The organism is Novosphingobium mangrovi, assembly GCF_022818885.1.
In the GTDB taxonomy this organism is placed as follows: Bacteria; Pseudomonadota; Alphaproteobacteria; order Sphingomonadales; family Sphingomonadaceae; genus Novosphingobium; species Novosphingobium mangrovi.
In genome coordinates this window covers 54,471-76,489 of record NZ_JALHAT010000031.1, presented here as the reverse complement: position 1 = coordinate 76,489, position 22,019 = coordinate 54,471, and the positions used below count along the sequence as shown (strand labels likewise).

20 protein-coding genes are annotated in these 22,019 nt (G+C 62.6%); 11 read left to right on the top strand and 9 right to left on the bottom strand.

The features are described from left to right. The first annotated feature begins 35 nt into the window (after window positions 1–35). The 7 genes from leuC to MTR65_RS15425 all read left to right on the top strand — a co-directional run bounded on the left by leuC (window position 36) and on the right by MTR65_RS15425 (window position 4,734). On the top strand, window positions 36–1,475 hold the full coding sequence (leuC, locus tag MTR65_RS15455) for a 3-isopropylmalate dehydratase large subunit (RefSeq protein ID WP_243801748.1): 1,440 nt from the start codon (window positions 36–38) through the stop codon (window positions 1,473–1,475). A 14-nt stretch (window positions 1,476–1,489) separates the two neighbouring features. Beyond that, on the top strand, window positions 1,490–1,657 hold the full coding sequence (locus MTR65_RS15450; RefSeq protein WP_243801746.1) for a hypothetical protein: 168 nt from the start codon (window positions 1,490–1,492) through the stop codon (window positions 1,655–1,657). A 13-nt stretch (window positions 1,658–1,670) separates the two neighbouring features. Further along, window positions 1,671–2,273, top strand: coding sequence for a 3-isopropylmalate dehydratase small subunit (leuD, locus tag MTR65_RS15445; RefSeq protein ID WP_039390510.1), 603 nt, complete (start codon window positions 1,671–1,673; stop codon window positions 2,271–2,273). A gap of 191 nt (window positions 2,274–2,464) precedes the next feature. After that, window positions 2,465–2,800: a DUF1476 domain-containing protein gene (locus MTR65_RS15440; RefSeq protein WP_243801744.1), complete on the top strand. Its 336-nt coding sequence runs from the start codon at window positions 2,465–2,467 to the stop codon at window positions 2,798–2,800. A 131-nt stretch (window positions 2,801–2,931) separates the two neighbouring features. Then, on the top strand, window positions 2,932–3,165 hold the full coding sequence (locus MTR65_RS15435) for a BolA/IbaG family iron-sulfur metabolism protein (RefSeq protein ID WP_243801742.1): 234 nt from the start codon (window positions 2,932–2,934) through the stop codon (window positions 3,163–3,165). A gap of 30 nt (window positions 3,166–3,195) precedes the next feature. Further along, window positions 3,196–3,525 carry a Grx4 family monothiol glutaredoxin gene (gene grxD / locus MTR65_RS15430; protein ID WP_039390507.1) on the top strand — a complete coding sequence of 110 codons (330 nt, stop codon included), beginning with the start codon at window positions 3,196–3,198 and terminating at the stop codon, window positions 3,523–3,525. A 423-nt stretch (window positions 3,526–3,948) separates the two neighbouring features. Further along, the gene (locus MTR65_RS15425; RefSeq protein WP_243801740.1) at window positions 3,949–4,734 is read left to right on the top strand and encodes an NUDIX hydrolase; all 786 of its coding nucleotides are present in this window, start codon (window positions 3,949–3,951) and stop codon (window positions 4,732–4,734) included. 22 nt (window positions 4,735–4,756) lie between these two features. On the opposite strand, the gene MTR65_RS15420 is transcribed toward MTR65_RS15425, so the two are convergent. From MTR65_RS15420 to MTR65_RS15405, 4 genes are all read right to left on the bottom strand, one after another. Next, window positions 4,757–5,080, bottom strand: coding sequence for a PilZ domain-containing protein (locus tag MTR65_RS15420; protein WP_084592033.1), 324 nt, complete (start codon window positions 5,078–5,080; stop codon window positions 4,757–4,759). A gap of 59 nt (window positions 5,081–5,139) precedes the next feature. Next, entirely contained in the window at window positions 5,140–6,447 is a 1,308-nt protein-coding gene (locus MTR65_RS15415) for a sugar MFS transporter (protein WP_243801738.1), read from the bottom strand. Between the two features lie 131 nt (window positions 6,448–6,578). Then, window positions 6,579–8,081, bottom strand: coding sequence for a glycerol kinase GlpK (gene glpK / locus MTR65_RS15410; protein ID WP_243801735.1), 1,503 nt, complete (start codon window positions 8,079–8,081; stop codon window positions 6,579–6,581). Between the two features lie 42 nt (window positions 8,082–8,123). Further along, window positions 8,124–8,969 carry an MIP/aquaporin family protein gene (locus tag MTR65_RS15405; protein WP_243801733.1) on the bottom strand — a complete coding sequence of 282 codons (846 nt, stop codon included), beginning with the start codon at window positions 8,967–8,969 and terminating at the stop codon, window positions 8,124–8,126. A 170-nt stretch (window positions 8,970–9,139) separates the two neighbouring features. Between MTR65_RS15405 and MTR65_RS15400 the strand changes: the two genes are divergently transcribed. From MTR65_RS15400 to mcrC, 4 genes are all read left to right on the top strand, one after another. Further along, window positions 9,140–10,669, top strand: coding sequence for a glycerol-3-phosphate dehydrogenase (locus tag MTR65_RS15400; protein ID WP_243801731.1), 1,530 nt, complete (start codon window positions 9,140–9,142; stop codon window positions 10,667–10,669). Window positions 10,670–10,734: 65 nt separating this feature from the next. Next, window positions 10,735–11,541 carry a DeoR/GlpR family DNA-binding transcription regulator gene (locus MTR65_RS15395; RefSeq protein ID WP_243801730.1) on the top strand — a complete coding sequence of 269 codons (807 nt, stop codon included), beginning with the start codon at window positions 10,735–10,737 and terminating at the stop codon, window positions 11,539–11,541. Window positions 11,542–12,460: 919 nt separating this feature from the next. After that, a complete protein-coding gene (locus MTR65_RS15390; RefSeq protein ID WP_243801728.1) occupies window positions 12,461–14,794 on the top strand; it encodes an MrcB family domain-containing protein in 2,334 nt (777 codons plus the stop codon). A gap of 4 nt (window positions 14,795–14,798) precedes the next feature. Then, a complete protein-coding gene (mcrC, locus tag MTR65_RS15385) occupies window positions 14,799–15,863 on the top strand; it encodes a 5-methylcytosine-specific restriction endonuclease system specificity protein McrC (protein WP_243801726.1) in 1,065 nt (354 codons plus the stop codon). 464 nt (window positions 15,864–16,327) lie between these two features. Here the strand turns inward: mcrC and MTR65_RS15375 are convergent, their stop codons facing one another. The 5 genes from MTR65_RS15375 to MTR65_RS15355 all read right to left on the bottom strand — a co-directional run bounded on the left by MTR65_RS15375 (window position 16,328) and on the right by MTR65_RS15355 (window position 21,948). Beyond that, a complete protein-coding gene (locus MTR65_RS15375; protein ID WP_243801724.1) occupies window positions 16,328–17,764 on the bottom strand; it encodes a hypothetical protein in 1,437 nt (478 codons plus the stop codon). 367 nt (window positions 17,765–18,131) lie between these two features. Beyond that, window positions 18,132–20,783 carry a DUF927 domain-containing protein gene (locus MTR65_RS15370; RefSeq protein ID WP_243801721.1) on the bottom strand — a complete coding sequence of 884 codons (2,652 nt, stop codon included), beginning with the start codon at window positions 20,781–20,783 and terminating at the stop codon, window positions 18,132–18,134. Beyond that, on the bottom strand, window positions 20,774–21,103 hold the full coding sequence (locus tag MTR65_RS15365) for a hypothetical protein (protein ID WP_243801719.1): 330 nt from the start codon (window positions 21,101–21,103) through the stop codon (window positions 20,774–20,776). Before MTR65_RS15365 ends, MTR65_RS15370 begins: the two co-directional genes overlap by 10 nt. Then, window positions 21,100–21,285 carry a helix-turn-helix domain-containing protein gene (locus MTR65_RS15360; RefSeq protein WP_243801717.1) on the bottom strand — a complete coding sequence of 62 codons (186 nt, stop codon included), beginning with the start codon at window positions 21,283–21,285 and terminating at the stop codon, window positions 21,100–21,102. Before MTR65_RS15360 ends, MTR65_RS15365 begins: the two co-directional genes overlap by 4 nt. Before the next feature lie 75 nt (window positions 21,286–21,360). Continuing rightward, a complete protein-coding gene (locus MTR65_RS15355; RefSeq protein ID WP_243801715.1) occupies window positions 21,361–21,948 on the bottom strand; it encodes a hypothetical protein in 588 nt (195 codons plus the stop codon). Window positions 21,949–22,019 lie beyond the last annotated feature (71 nt).

The window sequence follows — 22,019 nt, the reverse complement described above, 5'->3', positions numbered from 1 at the left end:
AATTGCAAAGCGCAGGGGCCTAATCGGCTCGCATCATGACCACACAGCCGCGCACACTTTACCAGAAGATCTGGGACGCCCACGTTGTCGACACCCGCGACGACGGTACCTGCCTCATCTACATCGACCGGCACATCGTGCACGAGGTAACGAGCCCGCAGGCCTTCGCGGCGCTACGCGCGAACGGGCGCAAGGTGCGCCGTCCGGACCTGCACATCGCGGTTCCCGACCACAACCTGCCGACCACCGCGCGCCGCGATGCGGCCGGCAACCGCGTTCCCATCGCCGACCCGCAGAGCGCGCAACAGCTCGACATGCTGGAAAAGAACGCGCCTGAATTCGGCATCCGCTACATCGGCGATGCCGATCCCGAACAGGGCATCGTCCACGTCGTGGGGCCCGAGCAGGGCTTCTCGCTGCCCGGCGCCACGATCGTGTGCGGCGACAGCCACACCGCCTGCAACGGCGGCCTGGGCGCGCTGGCCTTCGGCATCGGCACCAGCGAGGTCGAGCACGTCATGGCGACGCAGACCCTGCTTCTCAAGCAGTCCAAGACCTTCCAGGTCAATGTCGAGGGCACCCTGGGTGCAGGCGTCTCGCCCAAGGACGTGATCCTGCACATCATCGGCCAGGTCGGCACCGCAGGCGGCACCGGCTACGTCATCGAGTACACCGGCAACGTGTTCCGCGAAATGTCGATCGAGGGCCGCCTGACGGTCTCGAACATGTCGATCGAGGCGGGCGCGCGTGCGGGCCTGATCGCGCCCGACGAGACCACCTTCGCCTACGTCAAGGGACGCCCCTATGCGCCCAAGGGCGCGGACTGGGACAAGGCCGTTGCCTGGTGGAAGAGCCTGGCGAGCGATCCGGGTGCGACCTACGACAAGTCGATCCACATCCGCGCCGAGGACATCGAGCCCACCGTGACCTGGGGCACCAGCCCCGAGGACACCGCCCCCATCGGCGCGGTCGTCCCCTCGCCGGACGATTTCGCCGACGCCTCCAAGCGCCAGGCCGTCGCGCACAGCCTTGAGTACATGGGCCTGACGCCCGGCACCAAGCTGACCGACATCGAGGTCCAGAACGTCTTCATCGGCTCGTGCACCAACAGCCGCATCGAGGACATCCGCGCCGCCGCGCAGGTCCTCAAGGGTCGCAAGAAGGCCGACAACGTGACCTGGGCGATCGTCGTGCCGGGCTCGGGCCTGGTCAAGGCCCAGGCCGAAGCCGAAGGACTCGACAAGATCATCATCGAGGCGGGCCTGGAATGGCGCGAACCGGGCTGCTCGGCGTGTCTTGCGATGAACCCCGACAAGGTGCCCGCCGGTGAGCGCTGCGCCTCCACCAGCAACCGCAACTTCACCGGGCGCCAGGGTCCGGGTGCGCGCACCCACCTCGTCAGCCCCGCCATGGCGGCCGCGGCCGCCGTCACCGGACGCCTCGCCGACGTGCGCGAGCTGGCCGAGAACGCCTGAAGGACGAACGCAAGATGGCAGATGAACCCGATACCTCGCTCGCCGGACGCGCCGCGATCGCGGCCGGTGCGGCCATCGGCTCGGCGGCGGTTGCCGCCGCGCTGCTCTTCGTGAAGCGCCGCAAGTCGCGCGCCGAGACGAACGCGCCTGCGCACCCCGAACAGGCCCCCGAGACGGATTGAGACGAGCACACCCATGAACCCGATTTCCCAGGTTTCCGGCCGGGCCTACCCGTTCGGCCGCAAGAACGTCGACACCGACGTCATCATCCCTGCCCAGTGGCTCAAGACCGTGACCCGTGAGGGTCTTGGCCAGGGCTGCCTCGAATCGGTCAAGGCCGAGCCGGGCAACGTCTTCACCGACCCGACCTACGAAGGCGCGCCGATCCTGATCGCGGGCGACAACTTCGGCTGCGGTTCGAGCCGCGAGCACGCGGCCTGGGCGCTTCTGGACATGGGCGTGACCTGTGTCATCGCGCCCAGTTTCTCGGACATCTTCTCGGGCAACGCGTTCAAGAACGGTATCCTGACCGTCGCGATCCCGCAGGAGGCCATCGACCGCCTGATGGAAGTCGCCACGACCGACCCGATCAGCGTGGACCTGGAAACCCAGACGGTGACCACGCCTTTCCAGGACCGCTTCACCTTCGAGATCGACCCGTTCCGCAAGCACTGCCTGCTGAACGGCCTCGACGAAGTTGGCCTGACGCTGGCGCAGGACGCCGAGATCGGCACTTACGAAGCCAAGGCGCGCGAGGATCTGCCCTTCCTCGCCAGCCCGAAGCTCGCCGAGGCCTGAGCGCTTCACATCCCCTTTGGGATACTTTTTCCGGCCCGGCGGGACCCTCCCGCCGGGCCGGTTGCCTCTGGGCCCCGCGCGCGATGCCGGAATCGGGATTGAACCCAGCCCCGCTCGGCCCTATCGCAATGGGAACGAACCGTGACACGGTGCGCAGGTGCGCCGGGCTCACGCTTTTGCGGGATTGTGTGATGAAGAGTTTCAGCAGCAAGGGGCACGGCGCAGATGGCGGCGAGCCGACCGGGCTCGAGCATGACGCCGAGGTGCTTTTCCGCATCCAGGCGCGCCGCAACCGCCTCGTGGGCGAATGGGCCGCCGCGCGCATGGGCCTTTCCGAGGCCGAGACCGAAGCCTACGCCAAGGCGGTGGTCCAGGCCGACTTCGAGGAAGCGGGCGACGAGGACGTGATCCGCAAGCTCCTGGGCGACATTACCGCGGCCGGGGTCGACACGACCGAAGGCGAAGTGCGCGCCGCCCTGGAAGCCAAGCAGGTCGAAGCGCGCCGCGCTTTTCTCGGCGCGGCCTGACCACGCCGCCCACCTCGCAAGCGCCGCGCCCGAAACGGCTCGAAACCGTGCGCCAGCGGTGCTAGGGGAGGCGCAAGACCAAGGTGCCGGCCGCACCCTGCCCCCCAACGACGGCCATAGGAGAAGCCCAGATGGCGATGCCCGCCAGCGAAATCGAGCGCCTCATTGCAGAGGCCCTGCCCGGCTGCGAAATCACGATCACCGACCTTGCCGGCGACGGCGACCATTACGCCGCGCACGTCATCGCGCCCCAGTTCGCGGGCAAGATGCGTGTCGCGCAGCACAAGATGGTCTATGAAGCGCTCGGAGGCCACATGGGCGGCGAGCTCCACGCCTTGCAACTCACCACCGCCGTTCCCAAGTGACGCGCATACGCTTTTGAGGATTTGAATCAGATGTCCGACGTTAACGCCCGTATCGGCGACCTCGTGAAGGCCAACGATGTTGTCCTGTTCATGAAGGGCACGCCGCTCTTCCCGCAGTGCGGTTTCTCGAGCCGCGCCTGCGCCATTCTCGACCACATCGGCGTCCCGTTCGAATCGGTTGACGTCCTGCAGGACCAGGAAATCCGCCAGGGCATCAAGGCCTACTCGGATTGGCCGACGATCCCCCAGCTCTACGTGAAGGGCGAGTTCGTGGGCGGCAGCGACATCATGATGGAGATGTACGAGGCCGGCGAACTGCAGCAGCTCGTCACCGACGCGGGAATCGCGCCTCAGGCCTGATTCGCTGGCGCGAGCCACGTCACCCGACGCACGAAGGGCCCGGAGACCACTACGGTGTCCGGGCCCTTCGTGCGTCTGTCGGGGAGGCAGGGCCAGGAGACATGATGGCCCTGCCCCATCGAGACTGCTTTGGGTACAATGGATACAAAGCATGGACCGTGCCAAACTTCCAAAATTACGCAAAACCCGCATTCGCACGTCCGACGCGGTTCCCCCCCAAGGCCAGCATGTAAAAAATCTCGACACATTCACGCCTGCACCAAGGCCCTGTTCTGGCTTCGGGAGGCGCATCGGGACCAACGCACCTGCGGCCAGCGCCGCCCCCTTCTCCCTGGGGCCCGAAGGGCGTCAGCCGTGCGCGTGTCTTACCTGCAAGGCAACCGCCCTCTTGCCCCCGGCGGCACGGCGCGCGAAAGCGGTCCCATGACCGCGTCCCACGCTCCCACCGACCCGCCCAAGGACATGGTGCCCGCCGCGACCGTCGTCATCTTCCGGCGCAACCCCAGGCCTGGCGCCCCCCCCGAACTGCTGATGGTCAAGCGCGCCCCGAAGATGCGCTTTGCCGCGGGCGCGCTGGTCTTTCCGGGCGGACGCGTCGATGCCGAGGACACCGCCCTTGCCCGCCGCCTGCTTCCCGATGAGGACACAGCGCTGGGGGCGGCCCGGATCGCCGCCATTCGCGAGACACTGGAAGAGACCGGCCTTCTCATCGCCAACCCGGTCGCCGTCTCGCCGCAGGCGGTGCGCGAGGGCCGCGAACTGCTGCTGCGCGAGGGCGCTCTTGCCCCGGTGCTCGAACGGATGGGCTGGGCGCTCGATCCCAAACGCCTCACCTTCTACGCCCACTGGTGCGCGCCAGGTGTCAGGCCCTTCGACACCCGCTTTTTCCTGACCGATCTGGGCAGCGGACAGGTTGATATCGCGGTCGACGAGACCGAAAACACGCATCTGTTCTGGGCCAGCGCGCGCGACACCCTGGCGCTGTGCGACCGCGGCGAGGGACGGGTCATCTTCCCCACCCGCCGCAACCTGGAGCGTCTCGCCAGACACGCCTCCTTCGCAGACGCCCGTGCCGACGCGCAGGCCCATCCCCCACGCCGGATCCGGCCCGTGATCGAGAAACGCGAGGATGGCGACTGGCTGACAATTCCGGCGGACATGGGCTACCCGGTCTGCGCCGAGGCCATGGCCAGCGTCCAGCGCGGCTGAACGCAGCTGCCTTATACGCGATTCAAAAGCCGCGCGGCATGCCCTTGGAGGGGTTGTGCAGCGCCAGGTGATCGACCACCGGGCCATAAAGCGGCCGGTCGAACTCGACCCCGGCAAAGTCGCCGCTGATCCAGCGCACGACCCCGCTGAAGGCTTCCAGCCCGGCCGGGCGCAGCACGATGCGGCCACCCACCTTGAAGAACATGCCCGTGATCTGGATACAGCACCCCTCGGGCGAGAGATCGTAGATCTCGCCTGTGTCCCGCAGACCGCTGTGGGTCCGGCACTGTACGGTCATGGAGACCGGCTTGCGCACGGAGCGCCGGGGGATGATCGGACGGCTCATTCAGGTATCAATAGCCCTGTTTTCTTGACCTTTCATTAACCTCTTGCGGCACGCCCGGTTCAGGCCGGGCGGCGCGCGTAGAGGCCAAAGCCCGCGATCACCGCATAGCACAGCGCCGGGATGATGAAGGCGATCGAGAGGTTGCCGCCGGTCGCATCGGCCAGCGCGCCGGTAAGGACCGGGATCACGGCCCCGCCGCAGATGGCGACATTGATGATGCCCGAACCATCGGCCGCGCGCGTGCCCAGCTTCTCGCAGGCGAGGCTGAAGATGGTGGGGAACATGATCGAGTTCATGAGGCCCACGGCCAGGAGGGTGTAGCCCGCCATCGGTCCGGTCCCGGTGGTCGAAACCGCGATCAGGACGATGGCCGCGCAGGCGTTGAAGGCCAGCACCTTGCCCGGACTGACGAGGCGCAGCACCGCCGAGCCGAGGAAACGGCCAACCATCGCTCCGCCCCAGTAGAAGCCCAGGAGCTTGCCCGCGCTCGCCTCGGGCAGCGCCATCACGTGGTCCTGCATCAGGTAGTTGACGATGAGCGAGCCGATGGTGACCTCGGCGCCGACGTAGAGGAAGATGCACAGCGCGCCGTAGCCGAAGCGCAGGCGCGAAAGCAGGTCGAGCCCGAAGCGTTCCAGCACGCCCTTGGTCGCATGCGCCTCGTGCTTCTCGGCAGGAAGGCGGTTGCGGAACATCCAGACCGCAAGGGCAACAAGCGCCAGCGCCGCGGCAATGCCGAGATAGCCGTGGACGATCGCCTGGCTTTCCTGGCGGCGGTAGGTGTCGAGCGCCGCGCCGGTCAGCTCGCCCGCCGAGACATTGGCGAGGCTGCCCAGAATGAGGACCGAACCGGCAATGGGGAAGAGCGTGGTGCCCAGCGAGTTGAAGGCCTGCGCGAACGTGAGGCGCGAGGACGCGGTCTTGCGCGGCCCCAGCAGGCTGATCAGCGGGTTGGAGACGACCTGGACAATCACCACGCCCGCGGCCAGCACGAAGTAGGCGGCCAGGAACAGCGGGTAGTAGGCCGTCTGCGAGGCCGGAATGAAGGCAAGGCAGCCCGCGATCATCACCACAAGCCCCACCACGGCACCGCGCATGTAGCCCAACTTGCGCACCAGCATCGCGCCCGGGATGCCGATCACCGCATAGGCGGTGAAGAAGCAGAACTGCACCAGCATCGCTTCAGTGAAGCTGAGCGTGAACAGCTCCTTGAGCTTGGGAATGATGACGTCGTTGAGGCTGGTGATGCCCCCGAAGATGAAGAACAGCGCGAAAACGAAGTAGCGCAATTCAGGCGCATCGACGTGACCGCCCGGGACTTCCTCCCCGAACGTTTCGGCATCGCCACTGGGGCTGGTATCGATCATTGCGGCCACGGTGCTCTTCTCCCGGTGGGGTGGCTGTTCAGGGCGCAACGATCTGGTGCATTTTTTCACTCAGGGCAAGAAATTGCGCGTCCTTGCGAGATACATGCCGTGATGGCTCATTTCGGGCCAGATCATTTCGAGATCGTGCGGCGCACAGCATCTTTCCAGCCAGCGGCAAGATCGCGGCGGCGCTCGGCCTTCATCGCCGGGCGGAACAGTTCGCCCTGCCGCCAGGTGCGCGAGAGCGCGTCGAGATCGCTCCACACGCCCGTCGCAAGGCCTGCGTGGAAAGCCGCGCCCAGCGCTGTCGTTTCCAGGTGCACCGGACGCTCGACCGGCACGTCGAGCATGTCGGCGAGGAACTGGCACAGCCAGTCATTCGCCGCCATCCCGCCATCGACGCGCAACCGCTCGGGCGCGCGGCCACCGTCAGCGACCATCGCGTCGGCCAGATCCATGGTCTGATAGGCGACCGCCTCCAGCGCCGCGCGGGCAAGATGCGCCTGCCCGGCCCCCAGCGTCAGGCCATAGATCGCGCCGCGCGCGTCCGGGTCCCAGTGCGGCGCGCCCAGCCCGACGAAGGCCGGGACCATGTAGACGCCATGGTTATCGGGCACCTGCGTCGCCATGTCGTTGGTCTCGCGCGCATGGGTGATGACCCCGATGCCATCGCGCAGCCACTTGATCGCGGCACCTGCCACGAAAATCGAGCCTTCCAGCGCATAGGTCATCTGGCCATTCAGGCGATAGGCGGGCGTCGTGATCAGGCGGTTGTCCGAGGCCAGCGCCTCCTCACCCGTGTTGAGCAGCATGAAGCAGCCCGTGCCGTAGGTCGACTTGGCCATGCCCGGCGCGAAACAGGCCTGCCCGAACAGCGCGGCCTGCTGGTCACCCGCCATCCCCGCGATGGGGATCTCGGCCTCGAACAGGTCGGGCGCGGTGGTGCCGAAGACGTGGCTGTTGTCGTGGACCTCGGGCAGGATCTGCATCGGCACGCGAAACAGGCGGCACAGGTCCTCGTCCCACCCTTGCGTGCGGATGTTGTAGAGCATCGTGCGTCCGGCGTTGGTGACGTCGGTCGCGTGGACCTTGCCCCCGGTCAGACGCCACAGCAGGAAGCAGTCGATGGTCCCGAAAGCAAGCTCACCGCGCTCGGCCGCGGCGCGGGCGCCCGCCACGTTGTCGAGAATCCAGGCCAGCTTGGTCGCCGAGAAATAGGGATCGACAAGGAGCCCGGTGCGCGCCCGCACGTCGGCCTCCACCCCATCGGCCTTGAGATCGGCGCACAGCCGCGCGGTGCGCCGGTCCTGCCACACGATGGCCTTGTGGATCGGCGTGCCCGTCGCCTTGTCCCACACCACCACGGTCTCGCGCTGGTTGGTAATACCGATCCCGGCGATGCCCTGCGGCGCGACGCCGCTCTTGCCCATCGCCTCACGCGCGGTCTTCACCACGTCGCGCCAGATGTCCTCCGGGTCGTGCTCGACCCAGCCCAGCTCGGGGTAGTGCTGTTCGAACTCGCACTGCGCGGTTGCCACCGCGCGCGCCTCGGCATCAAAGACGATGGCGCGGGTCGAGGTCGTCCCCTGGTCGATAGCAAGTACGTGACCGTGAACAGGGCCGGACTGGGACATGCGGGAACTCTCCGTCGGGGTAATAGGGGCGCTCGACGCGGCTTATTCGGCGCCGGTTTCGACCGTGGTTTCGTTTGCGTTTTCGGCTTTCGTCTCGGGTCGCAGGTAGGGCTTGATCGCGAAGTGATAAAGACCTGCGCCAACAAGGCCGCCCACGAAGGGCCCGGCAATCGGCACCCAGAAGTAGAAGCCCGCGCCCGGCAGTGCCGAGGCCCCCCAGCCGGTGAATGTCGCGAAGAGGCGCGGCCCGAAATCGCGTGCAGGGTTGATCGGCCAGCCTTCGAGATAGCCGCCCGAGGCACCGATGGCCGCGACAAGCAGGCCGATCATGAACGCGCCCGAGTTCGCCCGCGGTGCCATCTCGTTGTACTCGTCGGTGATCGCAAAGATGCCGAGCAGCAGGAACGCGGTCAGGATGACCTCGTCCCAGAAGGCGTGCCAGGGGGTGATGTGTGCGCCAGGCAGCGTGAAGAAGACCCCCGCCGCGCCGCCTTGCGCGCGGGTAAGACCCTGCGCGGCGTTGAACGCATCGATCACCGGATGCCAAAGCTGGAGGACGAGCGCGGCGCCAATCACGCCGCCTGCGACCTGCGCAGCGATATAGGGGAGAACCTTGCGCCGGGGAAAGCCGCGATAGACCATCAGCGCCAGGGTCACCGCCGGATTGGCGTGGGTCCCCGAAACCGAGCCGGTCACGTAGATTGCCAGGGTCACCGCAAGCCCCCAGGCGATGCACACGCCCCAGTAAGCCTGCGCATAGGGGCTGGGATCGTAGAGCGTGATCATGGCCGCGGCGGAATCGCCCAGCGTCACGATGATCATCACCGCGATCATCTCGGCAATCAGTTCGCCGCGCAGCTTGCGCGAATCTTCGGTCCCGGCAGGCACGATCCGAGATCTCCCCTCTATCGGTCTTCGTTTTCCGGCTCTCCCTGCACGCACCTTCATACGAAGGTCAAGACTTTCGTTTGAATTTTCGTTTATGCCAAACTATAGCGCGAAACGAAATTCACCGGGATGTGTTTCCCTACCAAGCCACCCTGAAGGGAGTTCCCACCGTGTCGTCCGCAACGCCTCATTCCACGCAAGAGCCCACCTACGACCTGCTGATCGTGGGCGGCGGCATCAACGGGGCTGGCATCGCGCGCGATGCGGCCGGGCGCGGGCTCTCGGTGCTGCTGGTCGAACAGGACGACCTTGCCAGCTACACCTCCTCCTCCTCGACCAAACTGATCCACGGCGGGCTGCGCTACCTCGAATACTACGAGTTTCGCCTTGTGCGCGAAGCGCTGATCGAGCGTGAGCGCCTGCTGTCCATGGCCCCGCACATCATCTGGCCGCTGCGCTTCGTCCTGCCCCAGTCGCAATCTCCCCGTCCGGCCTGGATGGTGCGCCTCGGCCTCTTCCTCTACGACCACATCGGCGGACGTAAGACCCTGCCCGGCACCGAGACGCTCAACCTCGACACCGCGCCGCAGGGCCGCGGCCTCTCTCCAATCGCGGACACGAGCAAGGGCAAGGCCTTCGTCTATTCCGACTGCTGGGTCGAGGACAGCCGCCTCGTCGTCCTCAACGCCATGGACGCAGCCGCGCGCGGCGCGCGGATCGAGACCCGCACCCGCCTCACCGGCGCAACCAGCCAGAATGACACCTGGACCGCGCAGATCGAAGGCCCCGATGGCGCGCGTGAGGTGCGTGCAAAAATGCTCGTCAACGCGGCGGGTCCCTGGGTCGACAAGGTGCTCCAGCGTCTGGGCCGCGCGAAGAACGATCGCGGCGTACGCCTCGTCAAGGGCAGCCACATCGTCGTGCCCAAACTCTACGAGGGCGATCACGCCTTCATGCTGCAGAACCCGGACCGCCGCATCGTCTTTGCCATTCCGTACGAACGCGACTTCACGCTCATCGGCACCACCGACGAACCCTGGACGCAGGAGCCCGGCAAGGCCGAAATCAGCGAGGCCGAGACGGCCTATCTATGCGAGACCGCCAACCGCTATTTCGATCGCACCACTACTCCCGCCGACATCGCCTGGAGCTATGCCGGCATCCGCCCGCTCTATGACGATCACGCCGCCAACGCCTCGGCGGTGACCCGCGATTATGTGCTCGACTTCGACCGTCCGGACACCGGCGCACCGATGCTCAGCATCTTCGGCGGCAAGATCACCACCTTCCGCAAGCTCGCCGAGCACGCGCTGGAGCACATCGCGCACGTCTTCCCGCAGGCGAAGGCCGCCTGGACCGGCGGTGCGATTCTGCCCGGCGGCGAGATACCGGGAGGCGACTTCGCGCGCTTTGTGCAGGACCTTACCCGCCGTTTCCCGCAGATGCCCGGCGCCCTTCTCCACCGCCTCGCGCGCGCCTATGGCACCTGCGCGGAGACGATCCTGTCGGGCGCGCAGACGCCAGCGGACCTGGGCGAGGATTTCGGCGGCGGCCTCCACGCCGCCGAGGTTGACTATCTTGTCACCCACGAATGGGCCCGCAGCGCTGAGGACATCCTCTACCGCCGTTCCAAGCTGGGCCTGCATGTACCTGAAGGTACCGCTGCCAGGCTCGACAGCTACCTTTCGCACAGCGCCTAAGCGCCTGCGCTTTGCACAGCGCGCGCGCGCGGCTAGGGTGACGCCATGACGGGGGCAGCAGGCGCATGAGCGCGCACACGAGCATCGAGGACGGCCAGGGCGATATCGTGACGCGTCGGCGCACGCGCATTCTGGAGATCGCGCGCGGCGCGGGCCGCGTCGAGGTCGATGATCTGGCCACGCGGCTCGACGTCACCCCCCAGACCATCCGCAAGGACCTCAATGTGCTGGCCGAGCAGGCGCTGCTTTCGCGCGTGCACGGGGGCGCGGTGGTCACCTCGGGCGTCATCAATCTGGAATACGAGGCGCGGCGCTCGGTCGCCTCGGACGCGAAGGCCCGGATCGGCGCGGCGGCGGCGGCGCTAGTCCCAGACGGCGCCTCACTGTTCGTCAACATCGGCACCACGACCGAGGCGGTGGCCGCCAATTTCGGCAACCACCGCAATCTCATGGTGATCTCGAACAACCTCAACGTGATCGATACGCTCTCGGCCCACCGGTCCATGGAACTGGTGTGTGTGGGCGGCAAGGTGCGCACCGCCGACCGCGCCGTGGTGGGCGCTCTTGCCATGCGCTTCATCGAGAGCTTTCGCGTGGACTACGCGCTCATCGGCATCTCCGCGCTCGATCCCGACGGCAGCCTGCTCGATTTCGCCATCGACGAGGTAGAAGTCTCGCAGACGATCATCCGCAACGCGCGCAAGGTGATCCTCGTTGCCGACAGCTCCAAGGTCGGCCGCTCGGCCCCGGTACGGGTCTGCGGCATGGAAGCGATCGACTACTTCGTGTGCGACACCCTCGCCGAGGCGGACCTGCGCCAGGCCTGCGCAGCCCATAACGTCACCCTGATCGAGACTCTGGCGAACCCCTGATCCAAGGCGCAGCCGAGCTCGCGCCCTCCCTTGCCCCTACAAAACGACGGCGGTGAGGGGCTCGAATTCTAACATCAAATTATTATGAAATAACGATTTCTGTAATCACAATGCGCAAAGCACCCCCATTCATACCCCCAAATCCATGAAGTGGCGCCGACGCCCGTCAAAGGCCGAAGCCACCACATTGAAGGTCTGATACATAAACGAAGGGAACAATGGGAGATTGGGAACAGGGCTCACAACACCTTGCTACGTAACCATAACTTGTGTTCCCAGGCTTCGCAGAGCCTGTTCCCTTGCTTCGACGTGCGGGAACAAGCCAGACGATAGATCGCCTGCAAAGGAAGGCTTGCGACTGTACTTGGGACTTTCCTGCCGTTGCCTATCGATGTGTCGAACGGCATCGCAGACGAGCAAAAAGTGGACCGCAAGCGGACGGGCAGCTTGTGAAAGCTGAATTGAGCAAAGCAGCCCCTAAAACGTATGCGACGATGCTATAGTTGAGTGCTTTGCTCTGCCGCTGAGCGCAAAATGCCCCGAGGTTTGGTTGCCGCCCGTTTCGCGCCGGGAGGAGCTTCTCGACTATGCAACTTCGAAGCGTTCCCACATTTGGTCAACTAGCAATTCGGCCGCCGCAGCCGGCACAAACCTGGTCCAGGAAGGGTTGCTTGAACGAATGAGCCTGCGTATCTCGGTCCTCGTGTGATGACCCGCATATTGTCTGGCACTGACACTCCGCTAATTTACGCCGCGAGTTGCGCCAAATGTTCTGGCGACGGACACGGTTGCCTTGCTTGGTTTCCCGATGTGCAAAACGCCATGAGATAAACAGATAAATCCTTGCGTAGATTAGAGTATCGTAACACACGTGCAGGGAACGATCGCGTAGCGAAGAGGCATTGGGGGCACAGCGCGGATGTCGAAATTCAATCCACACCACGAGACTGCACGCCTGTACGAAGCAGCTGATGCCTGCCGTCAGCGCTCGCTGATCAAAGAAGAGAGCCTCTTTTCTCCAGGCGAAGCGCTTTGGACAGTCGAAAACCTCGACGAACTCGACGAAAAATTTGTCCAGAACCCCGACGAGGGAGGCGCTAATTTTCTGGACAAGCTAAGAACCCAGCTCGTCGGTGCAACGCCCTCTGCCTTGCGATTGATGGCAGAGCTCTTGTGGCTTCTGAGTCTTTTCCCATCCAACATCGGCGCCCCGAAAAAGAGAGAGAACGTAACTGAAGTCTGGTCATGGTCCGGCAATGCCTTGTCGGCGACGGAGCCATACCTTGCCGATAACGTCCTAGGAGGCATTGGCTCGGCCGGCACCGCATACAATACGCATCGATGGCGCGAGCTCGTCTTCCTAATCACAAGTTTGCGGATGATAAGGGCACTTCCGTCAGATCGACAGCGCAACATTCTCGAGGACGGGCAAAAATTCGTTGAATGGCTGGATGAGCAAGAGGGCGCCAACAATCGCCAACTGCTAAATATATTACCCCATTTGTTCTTCCCGGACGAATTTGAGCGGATCAGCTCGCGGGGCGATAAGGAAGCCATTCTCGCGAGTTTCACGGACGAGGATAGACGTCACTGGAGGAAGCGAAGCGTTCCTGAGCTCGATCGAGCGCTATTTGATCTTCGCAGAGACCTCGAGGACGCCAAAGGCGCACCGGTCGATTACTATCTTGATGACCTGAAAACGCGCTGGAAGCCATCAGGCGGGGTGGAAACACAAGCGGGTGATCGCCCCAGTTTCGCATCTGTGCTGACCGCATTCCTTAAAGCCTTTGAAGCCAGCCGCACCTCACAGTTCACCACTGCTGGCGAGATGGGCGAGGCTAAGCGCGCCTTAGAGGCATGGCTCGAAACTTGCCCGCTGATCGCCGCGCACAAGAATCTGAAGGTTAGGGCAAGCGTTGGCCAGGGCGGTTGGACCAACACACCTTGGATTGCGATCCTCGACGATCGGCTCACCAACTCTACCCAGCGCGGCATCTACATCGTATTTCTTGTCGCCGAGGATCTGTCGGTCACCTATCTCACGCTAAATCAGGGCATGACCGACCTGGTCAATTCGTTCGGACAGCGCGGTGCTGCCGAGGAAATGGTGAAGGTAGCCGCAGCAACCCGTCCGCAAATTGCGGATTTGCTATCTGAGCCATTCGAGCTCGATAACACGATTGATCTTAAGTCAGGTACAAACGCAGCGCGCAATTATGAAGTCGGGACAATCGCGCATGCCTCACTTGCTAGCGATGAGCTGCCCAATGACGAGCAAGTCACAGCACTGCTCGCGGATTTGGTAGAAGCCTACCAACGTATAGTGGTGTCAAAGGACAACGCAGTAGAGGAGCCAGCCGAAGTCGATCAGGATGTCGCGGAAGCGCCTGCTTTCAGTCTCAATGATGCGCTAAAGGATCTATTTCTTGAGCGCGAAGAGGCAGAGCAACTCCTCCTTCTATGGAAGACGAAAAAGAACCTCGTGCTGCAAGGCCCGCCCGGTGTTGGCAAGTCCTTTGCAGCAAAGCGCCTGGCTTATGCGCTTATTGAGGCGGCCGATCCGCGCCGGGTCGGATTTGTCCAATTCCACCAATCTTATTCGTACGAAGATTTCGTTCAGGGATATCGCCCCTCCGAAGAAGGATTTTCGCTTCGCCAGGGTAAGTTTGTCGCCTTCTGTAAACAAGCGATGGCCCATCCAGGCAAACGGTTCGTTTTCATTATCGACGAAATCAATCGCGGCAATTTGAGCCGAATTTTGGGCGAGCTCATGCTGCTCATCGAGCCCGATAAGCGGCAAGCCGACTGGGCAGTGCCTCTCGCTTACGATGACACTCTCTTTCATGTCCCCGACAACGTGTTCCTCCTCGGCTTAATGAATACTGCCGATCGATCGCTTGCGGTTGTCGACTATGCACTGCGTCGCCGGTTTGCATTCATCGACCTGCCACCACGGATCGACACGCAAAAGTTTGAGACGCAGCTTGTCGCATCGGGAGTGCCAACAGAGATTGTCCGTATAATCCGCGACCGTGTGGGCGCGCTTAATTCAGCTGTCATCGACGACGTTGCCAATCTGGGCCCCGGTTTTGCGATCGGTCACAGTTTCTTTTGTTCTGGCCTAGCCGACGGTGAGACTGGTGCGGAATGGTATCGGCGCGTCATCACCACGGAAATCCTGCCGCTGCTCAGGGAATATTGGTTTGATGCGCCGGCCAATGTTGAGACTTGGACCGAACGGTTATTGGGCTAACGCCATGTCAGATCCGCGGATACCCATCGCCAATATCTATTACATGTTCTGTTATGCCTGGGACCGCTTTGAGCAGGCAAAGGCGACCGATGTCGGCGCCGAGCCCAGCCCTGACCTACCTAATCTGCTAGCTCGGGTGCTGCTTGCGGGCGTCCGAAATCTGATACGTCGTGGCCTCGATCGAGGCTACCAACCTAAGGTGGAAGAGCTCGCGACCGTCAGGGGGCGCATCGAGATTGATGCCAGCTTGTCTCTTCAGGCTCAGCGCATTCGCCGACTTGCATGCGAGTTCGATGAGCTCAGCCACGATGTTCTACACAATCGGATCATCAAAGCGAGCATGCTTCGGCTCGCTGGCGTTCGCAGTCTTGAACCCGATCTTGCACACGAGCTACGTGCTGCATCCAGAACTTTGCGCGATGTGACCGACATGCGCCTAACGGGGGCAGACTTCGCGCGCGTTCAGCTCCATCGCAACAACGCCTACTATGACTTCCTTCTGCGCGTGTGCCGGCTTGCCTTTGATTTAATGCTACCGAATGCCGATGGCAACGGATTTCAGTTTCAAGATATCTTGCGTGATGAACGAAAAATGGCGCTCGTTTTCGAGAGCTTCGTCCGCAACTTCTACCGCACCGAGCAAACAGCATTCCGCGTTTCGCCTTTGCAGCTCCGCTGGGATGCTATTCCTATCTCGCGTGATCAGACCATCGTTTTGCCACAGATGCGGACCGACATCTTTCTGAGCTCTCCTACACGACGGATTATCATCGACACAAAGTACTATCGCGATGCGCTCCAGGAGCGGTTTGGTTCGAAAACCTTCCGCTCCGAAAACCTCTATCAGCTGTTTTCCTACCTTAAGAATGCCGAAGCAATTGGTCCTGAGTTCGCGGGAGTGGAAGGGATGCTGCTGTACCCTGCAGTCAATCACAGGGTAGATGCGCAATACCAGATCCAAGGCCATGCTGTGCGGATCGTGACGATCGACCTCGACCAAGAATGGCCAGGCATCGAGGAGGGATTACGGTCACTGTTGCAGCCGCCGCCGACTGCAGCGGCTGCATAGGTAGGCGGACGGAGAAAGGCTCCACGTTGTCGGACGCGTGTCCGTCTGCTGCCCAAGCACTTCCGGTCAAAGGCCGTCATCACCCCGCCCACGCCTGCGCCACCACGCCGGCGCGGGCGGCCACCGAAAAATGGAGCCGCCGATCTGCACGCCGGGTGATTTCCGGCAGCCGCAAAGTGGGGAATCTCACCTCGACACAACCGGGGAATCTTATCGTGACGTTGACAGTAGGTCCGCCAGGCGCCCTAGTTGGTCGTTCAGGAGCCAATTTGATGCTCCAGAAACCTGCCGGTCCGGTCTCCCGCGCCGACCTGAGCGCTCGGCGCTGAAGAGGGGTGGAAACTGGACGTCTTAAGGGGCTTTGCTGGTCATCTCTCGGCTTCATTTCCTGCCGCTGGATTACAGGTACGCCAGTGGCTTCACGAAGAATGCCTGGGAGCAAATCGGTGCGGTATGGAGGCCAATCAGATGCGCTTGCTGGCAGAAGCCTTTTGCGTTGAATCAATCACGATGATCTTCGAAGCGCGCTCACCAGTATCAATACGAGCCTGACGTATTTCGTTGATAGCATCCAGCTTACGGCCCAAGTCACCAAAATCCATGATCACAAAGACGCCTAGATTGGTTCGAGCGGCATCAAGATATATCTCTAGCTGCTTCTCATAACCATGCTTCACCTGCCCCCCTGAGCGCTTCATTTCGACAAGGACGCGGACGTCGTATCCGACCGAAAATTTGAAATCGATCGGCCCTCCGCCCATATGGGCCTCTGGCGAAATGTCCACATTGTTTGCCCTGCAGTACGCATCTGCGATTGCAAAGTAGATCAACTGCGCCGCACGCTCACGCTTGGGCTTTCCATCAATCCAAAGCTCCTCCCAGAGATTGCCCCTTTCGACATGGTGAGCAAAAAACTCAATTGTGTCGATCACAAGGCGATAAACCTCATCGGGCCCCTTGCTTAGATCATAACCGCCATCACCGGGAAGGTCGGGAAAGCCATGCGCAACGATGTCTTTGAGCTTAAAGTAAGCGAACATGTCATCGTTTGGATCGTAATTATCCGCGTGTGCCTTAACCGCTGCCAAGAATGCTTCGAAGGTATCCTTATCGGCTAGCGCAGCAGCCTTGGTAGCGGACTTTCGATCCTCGACGGTGTTCGAGGCGACCTGACCAAGCAAGGCGTTGACACGATCCCGTACCTCTTGGTTCGCATTAACAGCATCTTCCAGATCAGACCAATCGTTCGCCAGTGGCAGATCGCGAACGATATCCCGAGGGACGAGAACCATAAACCTCTCTCGGCCATTTGCGTCCACAACGCAGGGAAGCTCTCCTCCATTGGCACCGGGCATCGGCCGTACAGGCACATTGTTGGCGTCGCAAAATTGCTTGGTGAGCTGCAACAACTCCGGCATAATTACTCGGGTCGTAAAATCACTAATTGTGTCAGGTCCGACCCCCTCCTCGAAGAAGCCCATCAATGATATCATTTCTGGGTCATCAGCCCCCAAGGCAATGATCAACTTGGTCGTCCGCAAGATTGCAACCTGAATGTCTTCCGGTCGCGAACTTCCAGACCTACCACTACCTCCAAACCCTAGTCCATTTTCCGGCGGCTCATCGAGGTCAAGCAACTTCGCGGCTGCTTTCCATGCCGGATCACCCTCATTCTTAGACAGGGCTAAAAGCCGGACATATCTTGAAAAGTGCTCGCGGAAACGAGCGATTGCGGAAGTTCTTATCAGCTCGACATTGGACTTCTCAAGCAACACCGGATCAACAAAGAGCGGTGTGTCGATGTTTGTGAATGGGTCCAGAAACCCGGCATCATTTAATACGTCCGGATCTACGCCAAAGTACGTAGAAAACAAAATCGGCTTGTAGATCGTTGCAGTCATCAATCATCCCTCGCGCCCTTGCCCAGAGAGGAAAGTGGGATTTTTCTTATTACTTTGCAACCCCTTAAGCCACTTTGGCGTATGCCCCATTGATTCAAGCTGTGAAACGCGAAATCTCGTCCCAACTGAATTGTTAAGTCACCGCCCCCAACAGCAGTTATCGTCGCTTCCCGCTCCAAACTCAACCTTCCGCAACCGGCCCGGCATGCGCGCTCCGACAAGACAAGCGGAACGTCCGCACCTGGGAACGCGAAATCGGCGGCTGAGTGACTGAGAAGGGTCGGCAACCGACATCGCGTGAGCGGCAGCTATCCTATCCTGCGCCCTTCTCCTACGCAGCAGTTTTTTGCCGCTCCGATCGAGGCATTCACCAACAATCGGGATCAGCGTCAAAAGGATCAAGGCCGCTCCTATCCGGCGTGGCTGGAGCTGCCTCACTCGGCCATGGCCCCGCCCTGTCAGACGCACTATCGGACGCGGGCCCGCGCTCGTCAGGCTTGCCCAGGTCGCTCGCGTCCCATTCCAGAATGGTGGCACGCACCGTGTAGAAGCGCAGGCTTTGACGCCCGACACGCTGTTTACGCTTGGGCCGTCCGCCGTCACCGGGAACCAGGAACCCATGTTCCTGCAGGACGGAGGCGGCTTCCCTTGGATCGCAGCCAGTGAGGACCTCATTCCAGCCGCTGTCGTGAAACAGGTAGCAGGACTTGCCTGGCTCAATGTCATGAAGATAGCCCAACGTTGTAAGCGAACGTGCTTCGCCCTCCCGGTTGCTGATGGTCGCGCCATCATCGTCTGAGCCGCCCCCGTATGACGAATGCTCCTTCGCTCTGGGAACACTCCCAAAGCGTGATTGCCCGGCCTGTATGGCGTTGCGCACCCGTTCCAGGATCTGCCGATGCTCTCGCAGGCCCGTGCGTCCGAAGCCTGCCGCCCAGGCATTGAAACAGGCCAGTGCCGCCATCTCGGCCTCACCCGCTCGCCACGGCACGATGCCAAGCGCTGTTGCCATTTCGCCAGCCGCTGCGACGGCCGCGAAGCGCAAAGCGCCGCGGTGCACCTGCCCGCTATCCCCCTCTTGCCTGGCCTTCTCGGCGAAAGCCTTGGCCAGCCGCTTAACCTCGCGCTCCCAATAAGCAGGATCAGTCACAAGCCCGCGAATGAAGGCTGGCCCCGCATGGCCATAATGCGTGGCACAGACCGCCTTGATCGCATCGGAAAAGGCGGCTGGGCTGGCCATGTGGTGCAGAGCCTCCCAGGCGCCAAAGCCCGCCCCGGCGTCGGCTGGCAGGTCGAGCAAGCGCAACTCCTGCCCCGCCATTGTGCGTTCGCCTCGCTTGGCGGCGCGCATGTGATCGGCAAGACCAATTTCGCCTGTGCTGCATACCATCACACGCCACTCGGCACGGCGGCGCAAGGCCCCGCTCTGCTGCGCCCGTGCCTTCCCCTGGCCGCTGGCGAGCGCATAAGCAGCGCTGCCTGCCTCCTGCGGATCGACAAGGGCCAGCTCATCCAGGATCAGCAGTGTTTCGGTATGACCATGGGCAACGCCCTCCAGGGCATTGCCGGTCGCCCGCCAGCTTGACGCAAAGCCCAGCGAACCGCCTCCGCCCCACACGCTGCCCGCCGCCATGGCGAGCGACGTCTTGCCGGTGCTGGACGATCCGCGGAAGTGAAAGCCGCCCCCCTCCATATCAAGCCAGCGCATGATCGGTCCGACGAAAGCCAGTGAAATGGCGAAGGTCAACCGGCTATTGCCCGGCGCAAGTGCAGCCATGTCGCGCTGCCAACCGCCGAGACTGCCGCACTTACGATAGTGCAGGGCTGATGCGGCCCCATCGAAGTGCACCGGCTCTGCGCCCGGCGGCGCAATGACGGCATGGGGCAAGACAAAGCGGCTGCGATCCACCCAGCCGGTCCGTTCCGCCAGTGTCAGCCGGGCGCTATGTGTCACCGCCCGCAGGAAGCGAATGAACCGATCACCCTGGCCTGTCGCGGACAGGATCAGCATTCCCGCGGCCGCCAGCTCAGCCCGCACCGCGCCTGCATCGCACGCAAGGGCCGCTCGCTTGACGGTCTTGCGCTTCTCCACGCCGTCGCGGTCCCGAAACCGGATCAGCAAACCCCAATCACCCCCTTCACCGTCACGCGCCTCGCCCATGACGTCGAACGGATCGGACAGGCGCACGGCCCGCGCTTCTGCACCATCCTTGCCCGGTTCCAGCCAGTACAGGCCACCGTCATCAAACGTGTAGCCCGGGGGCATTTCCAGTTGGCCGGAGCTGGCGACCTCCAGCGCATCTCCTATCAGGGCCAGCATGTCGGCTGGGGCAAAGCCAGGCGGGAATGGATCGGCGCAATCCCATGCGGCTGGCAGCGAGGCGGGAAGCTGGACAATAGCCGCACCCTCTGCGCCAGCCGCCAAAGCCGCTTTGTGAATAGCTTGTGCCGCTTCGCGTCCCGGCGTGTCGGCATCGGGCAGGATCGCCACCTTGCGTCCTGCCAGTGGCGCCCAATCGGCCTTGTTGACGGCTTTTGATCCGCCAGACCAGGACACGACTGCGAAGCCTGAGAACAGGCTCGCGGCTGCGTCTGCTGCCTTTTCACCCTCAACAATGAGTACAGGCGCAGTTGGAGCCAGAGCAAGCCGATCCAGCCCATAGAGCGGGCGTGGGACCGGAGGCGCACCCCAGCGCCAGCTCAGCCGCCCGGCGTCGCGCCAAAGCGTTTGCGGCAGGATTTCCTTTGACCCGTCCGGCTTGTCGAAACGGCAGATCCAATGAATCAGTCGGCCCTCTGCATCGCAATAAGGCCATGATGCGGAAGGCCTCCCATGGCGGTTGTGCGAAGTTCGGGCTTCCGGTGCATCAGCAGGCACCGGGCATACCCATTCGCCCTTGGGCCTGGGCACGCTCCCGCGTTTCATGGCCGGCACGTCCCCGGCTGGTAGATCGCCACCAGTCGCGATAGTCCTGGAGACATTGGCGAATGGATCATCGGTCCGGTTGTTCACGCCCATGGGGAAACTCCCATGACTTCGGCCAGCCTGATGGCCGCTGTTCGCTGAGGCAGGCCTGACACGAACGCGGCAAGGCTTACCAGGTCGCCGCCGCCATCGCCCGTGGCGAAATCAGCCCATCGCCCGGTCGCGACATTGACCTTGAAGCTGCCAAGCCGCCTGTCAGGGCGCAGCGGGTTGCGGGCAACGTACTCGTTTCCCTCCAAGCGACCTCCCGGCAGCAAGCCGCGCACGACCGCAACCGCGTTGGCCAGTGCCGCGCGGTTGACCCGACCGAAATCTATCCTGCCAAAACGCACAGCTGAGCTCTCGCCGATCATCGAGCGCCCTCCAGCAGCTTGTGCAGGGCACGGGCGGGGATCAGCGTGCGGTTACCGATCTTGACGGCATCCAGCTGCCCGGCAGCAATCAATTGATAGAGCCGTGTGCGCCCCAGCGACGTGGCGCGGCAAGCCTCTTTGATCGAATAGGCGAGAGGCGCGCCAGACGGGGTATCGTTCATTCTCGAACTCCCTTGTTTGTGGGAGTCCGGATCAATACGCACAGATTTGCAGCCTGCTACAAATTCTGCCTGAACCTAATTGTCCGAATTACGTTCACGCCTCGGCCGACGTGGGGATTGTTCGATCTGGGCGCGTCTTTTCCGGTACCAACCGGCTACCGTAGAATCGTTCAAGCCCAATCGCTTCGCAACCTTGCCGACTGCAACTTTCAGCAAGTCCCCATCCTGCTCGATCAGCTCTTCGACTTCTTTCGCGACATACCACCAGCCAAGCTTCTCAAGACCAGATTGTGGCCGAGCTGGGCGGCCACGGGCTCGTTTCAATTCAGCGGAGTATATGAACACCGCGGATTCGTCAGGTAGCACGGCATCGTCACAGAATAGCTCTGCAACCATCTCCAAGAGCATCCTCGCATCATCGATTGCCACCGACGCTGCGACGGATGGCAATCCATTGCTGTCGTCCATTCCGGGGGCCTGGAGCTGCGATGCGATGAGCTTGGCCGCCCAGGCCACAGTTTCGGCAGCTCTCTCCTGACCTCCGCTCAACGCACCCGACAAGGCATGATGAGCCATCATTGCAGGCCCCACATGTTCTGGATCCGGCTCGAAAGAGGCCGGGCCTTCCCATTCACCGAGATCAGCCTTGTTCTTGTTTGGCATTACCGCTGCTCACGGGCTGGAGGGGGGGGCAAGGGGGAGCCACACGCGCGCGGATTTTGTCGCCAATTTCT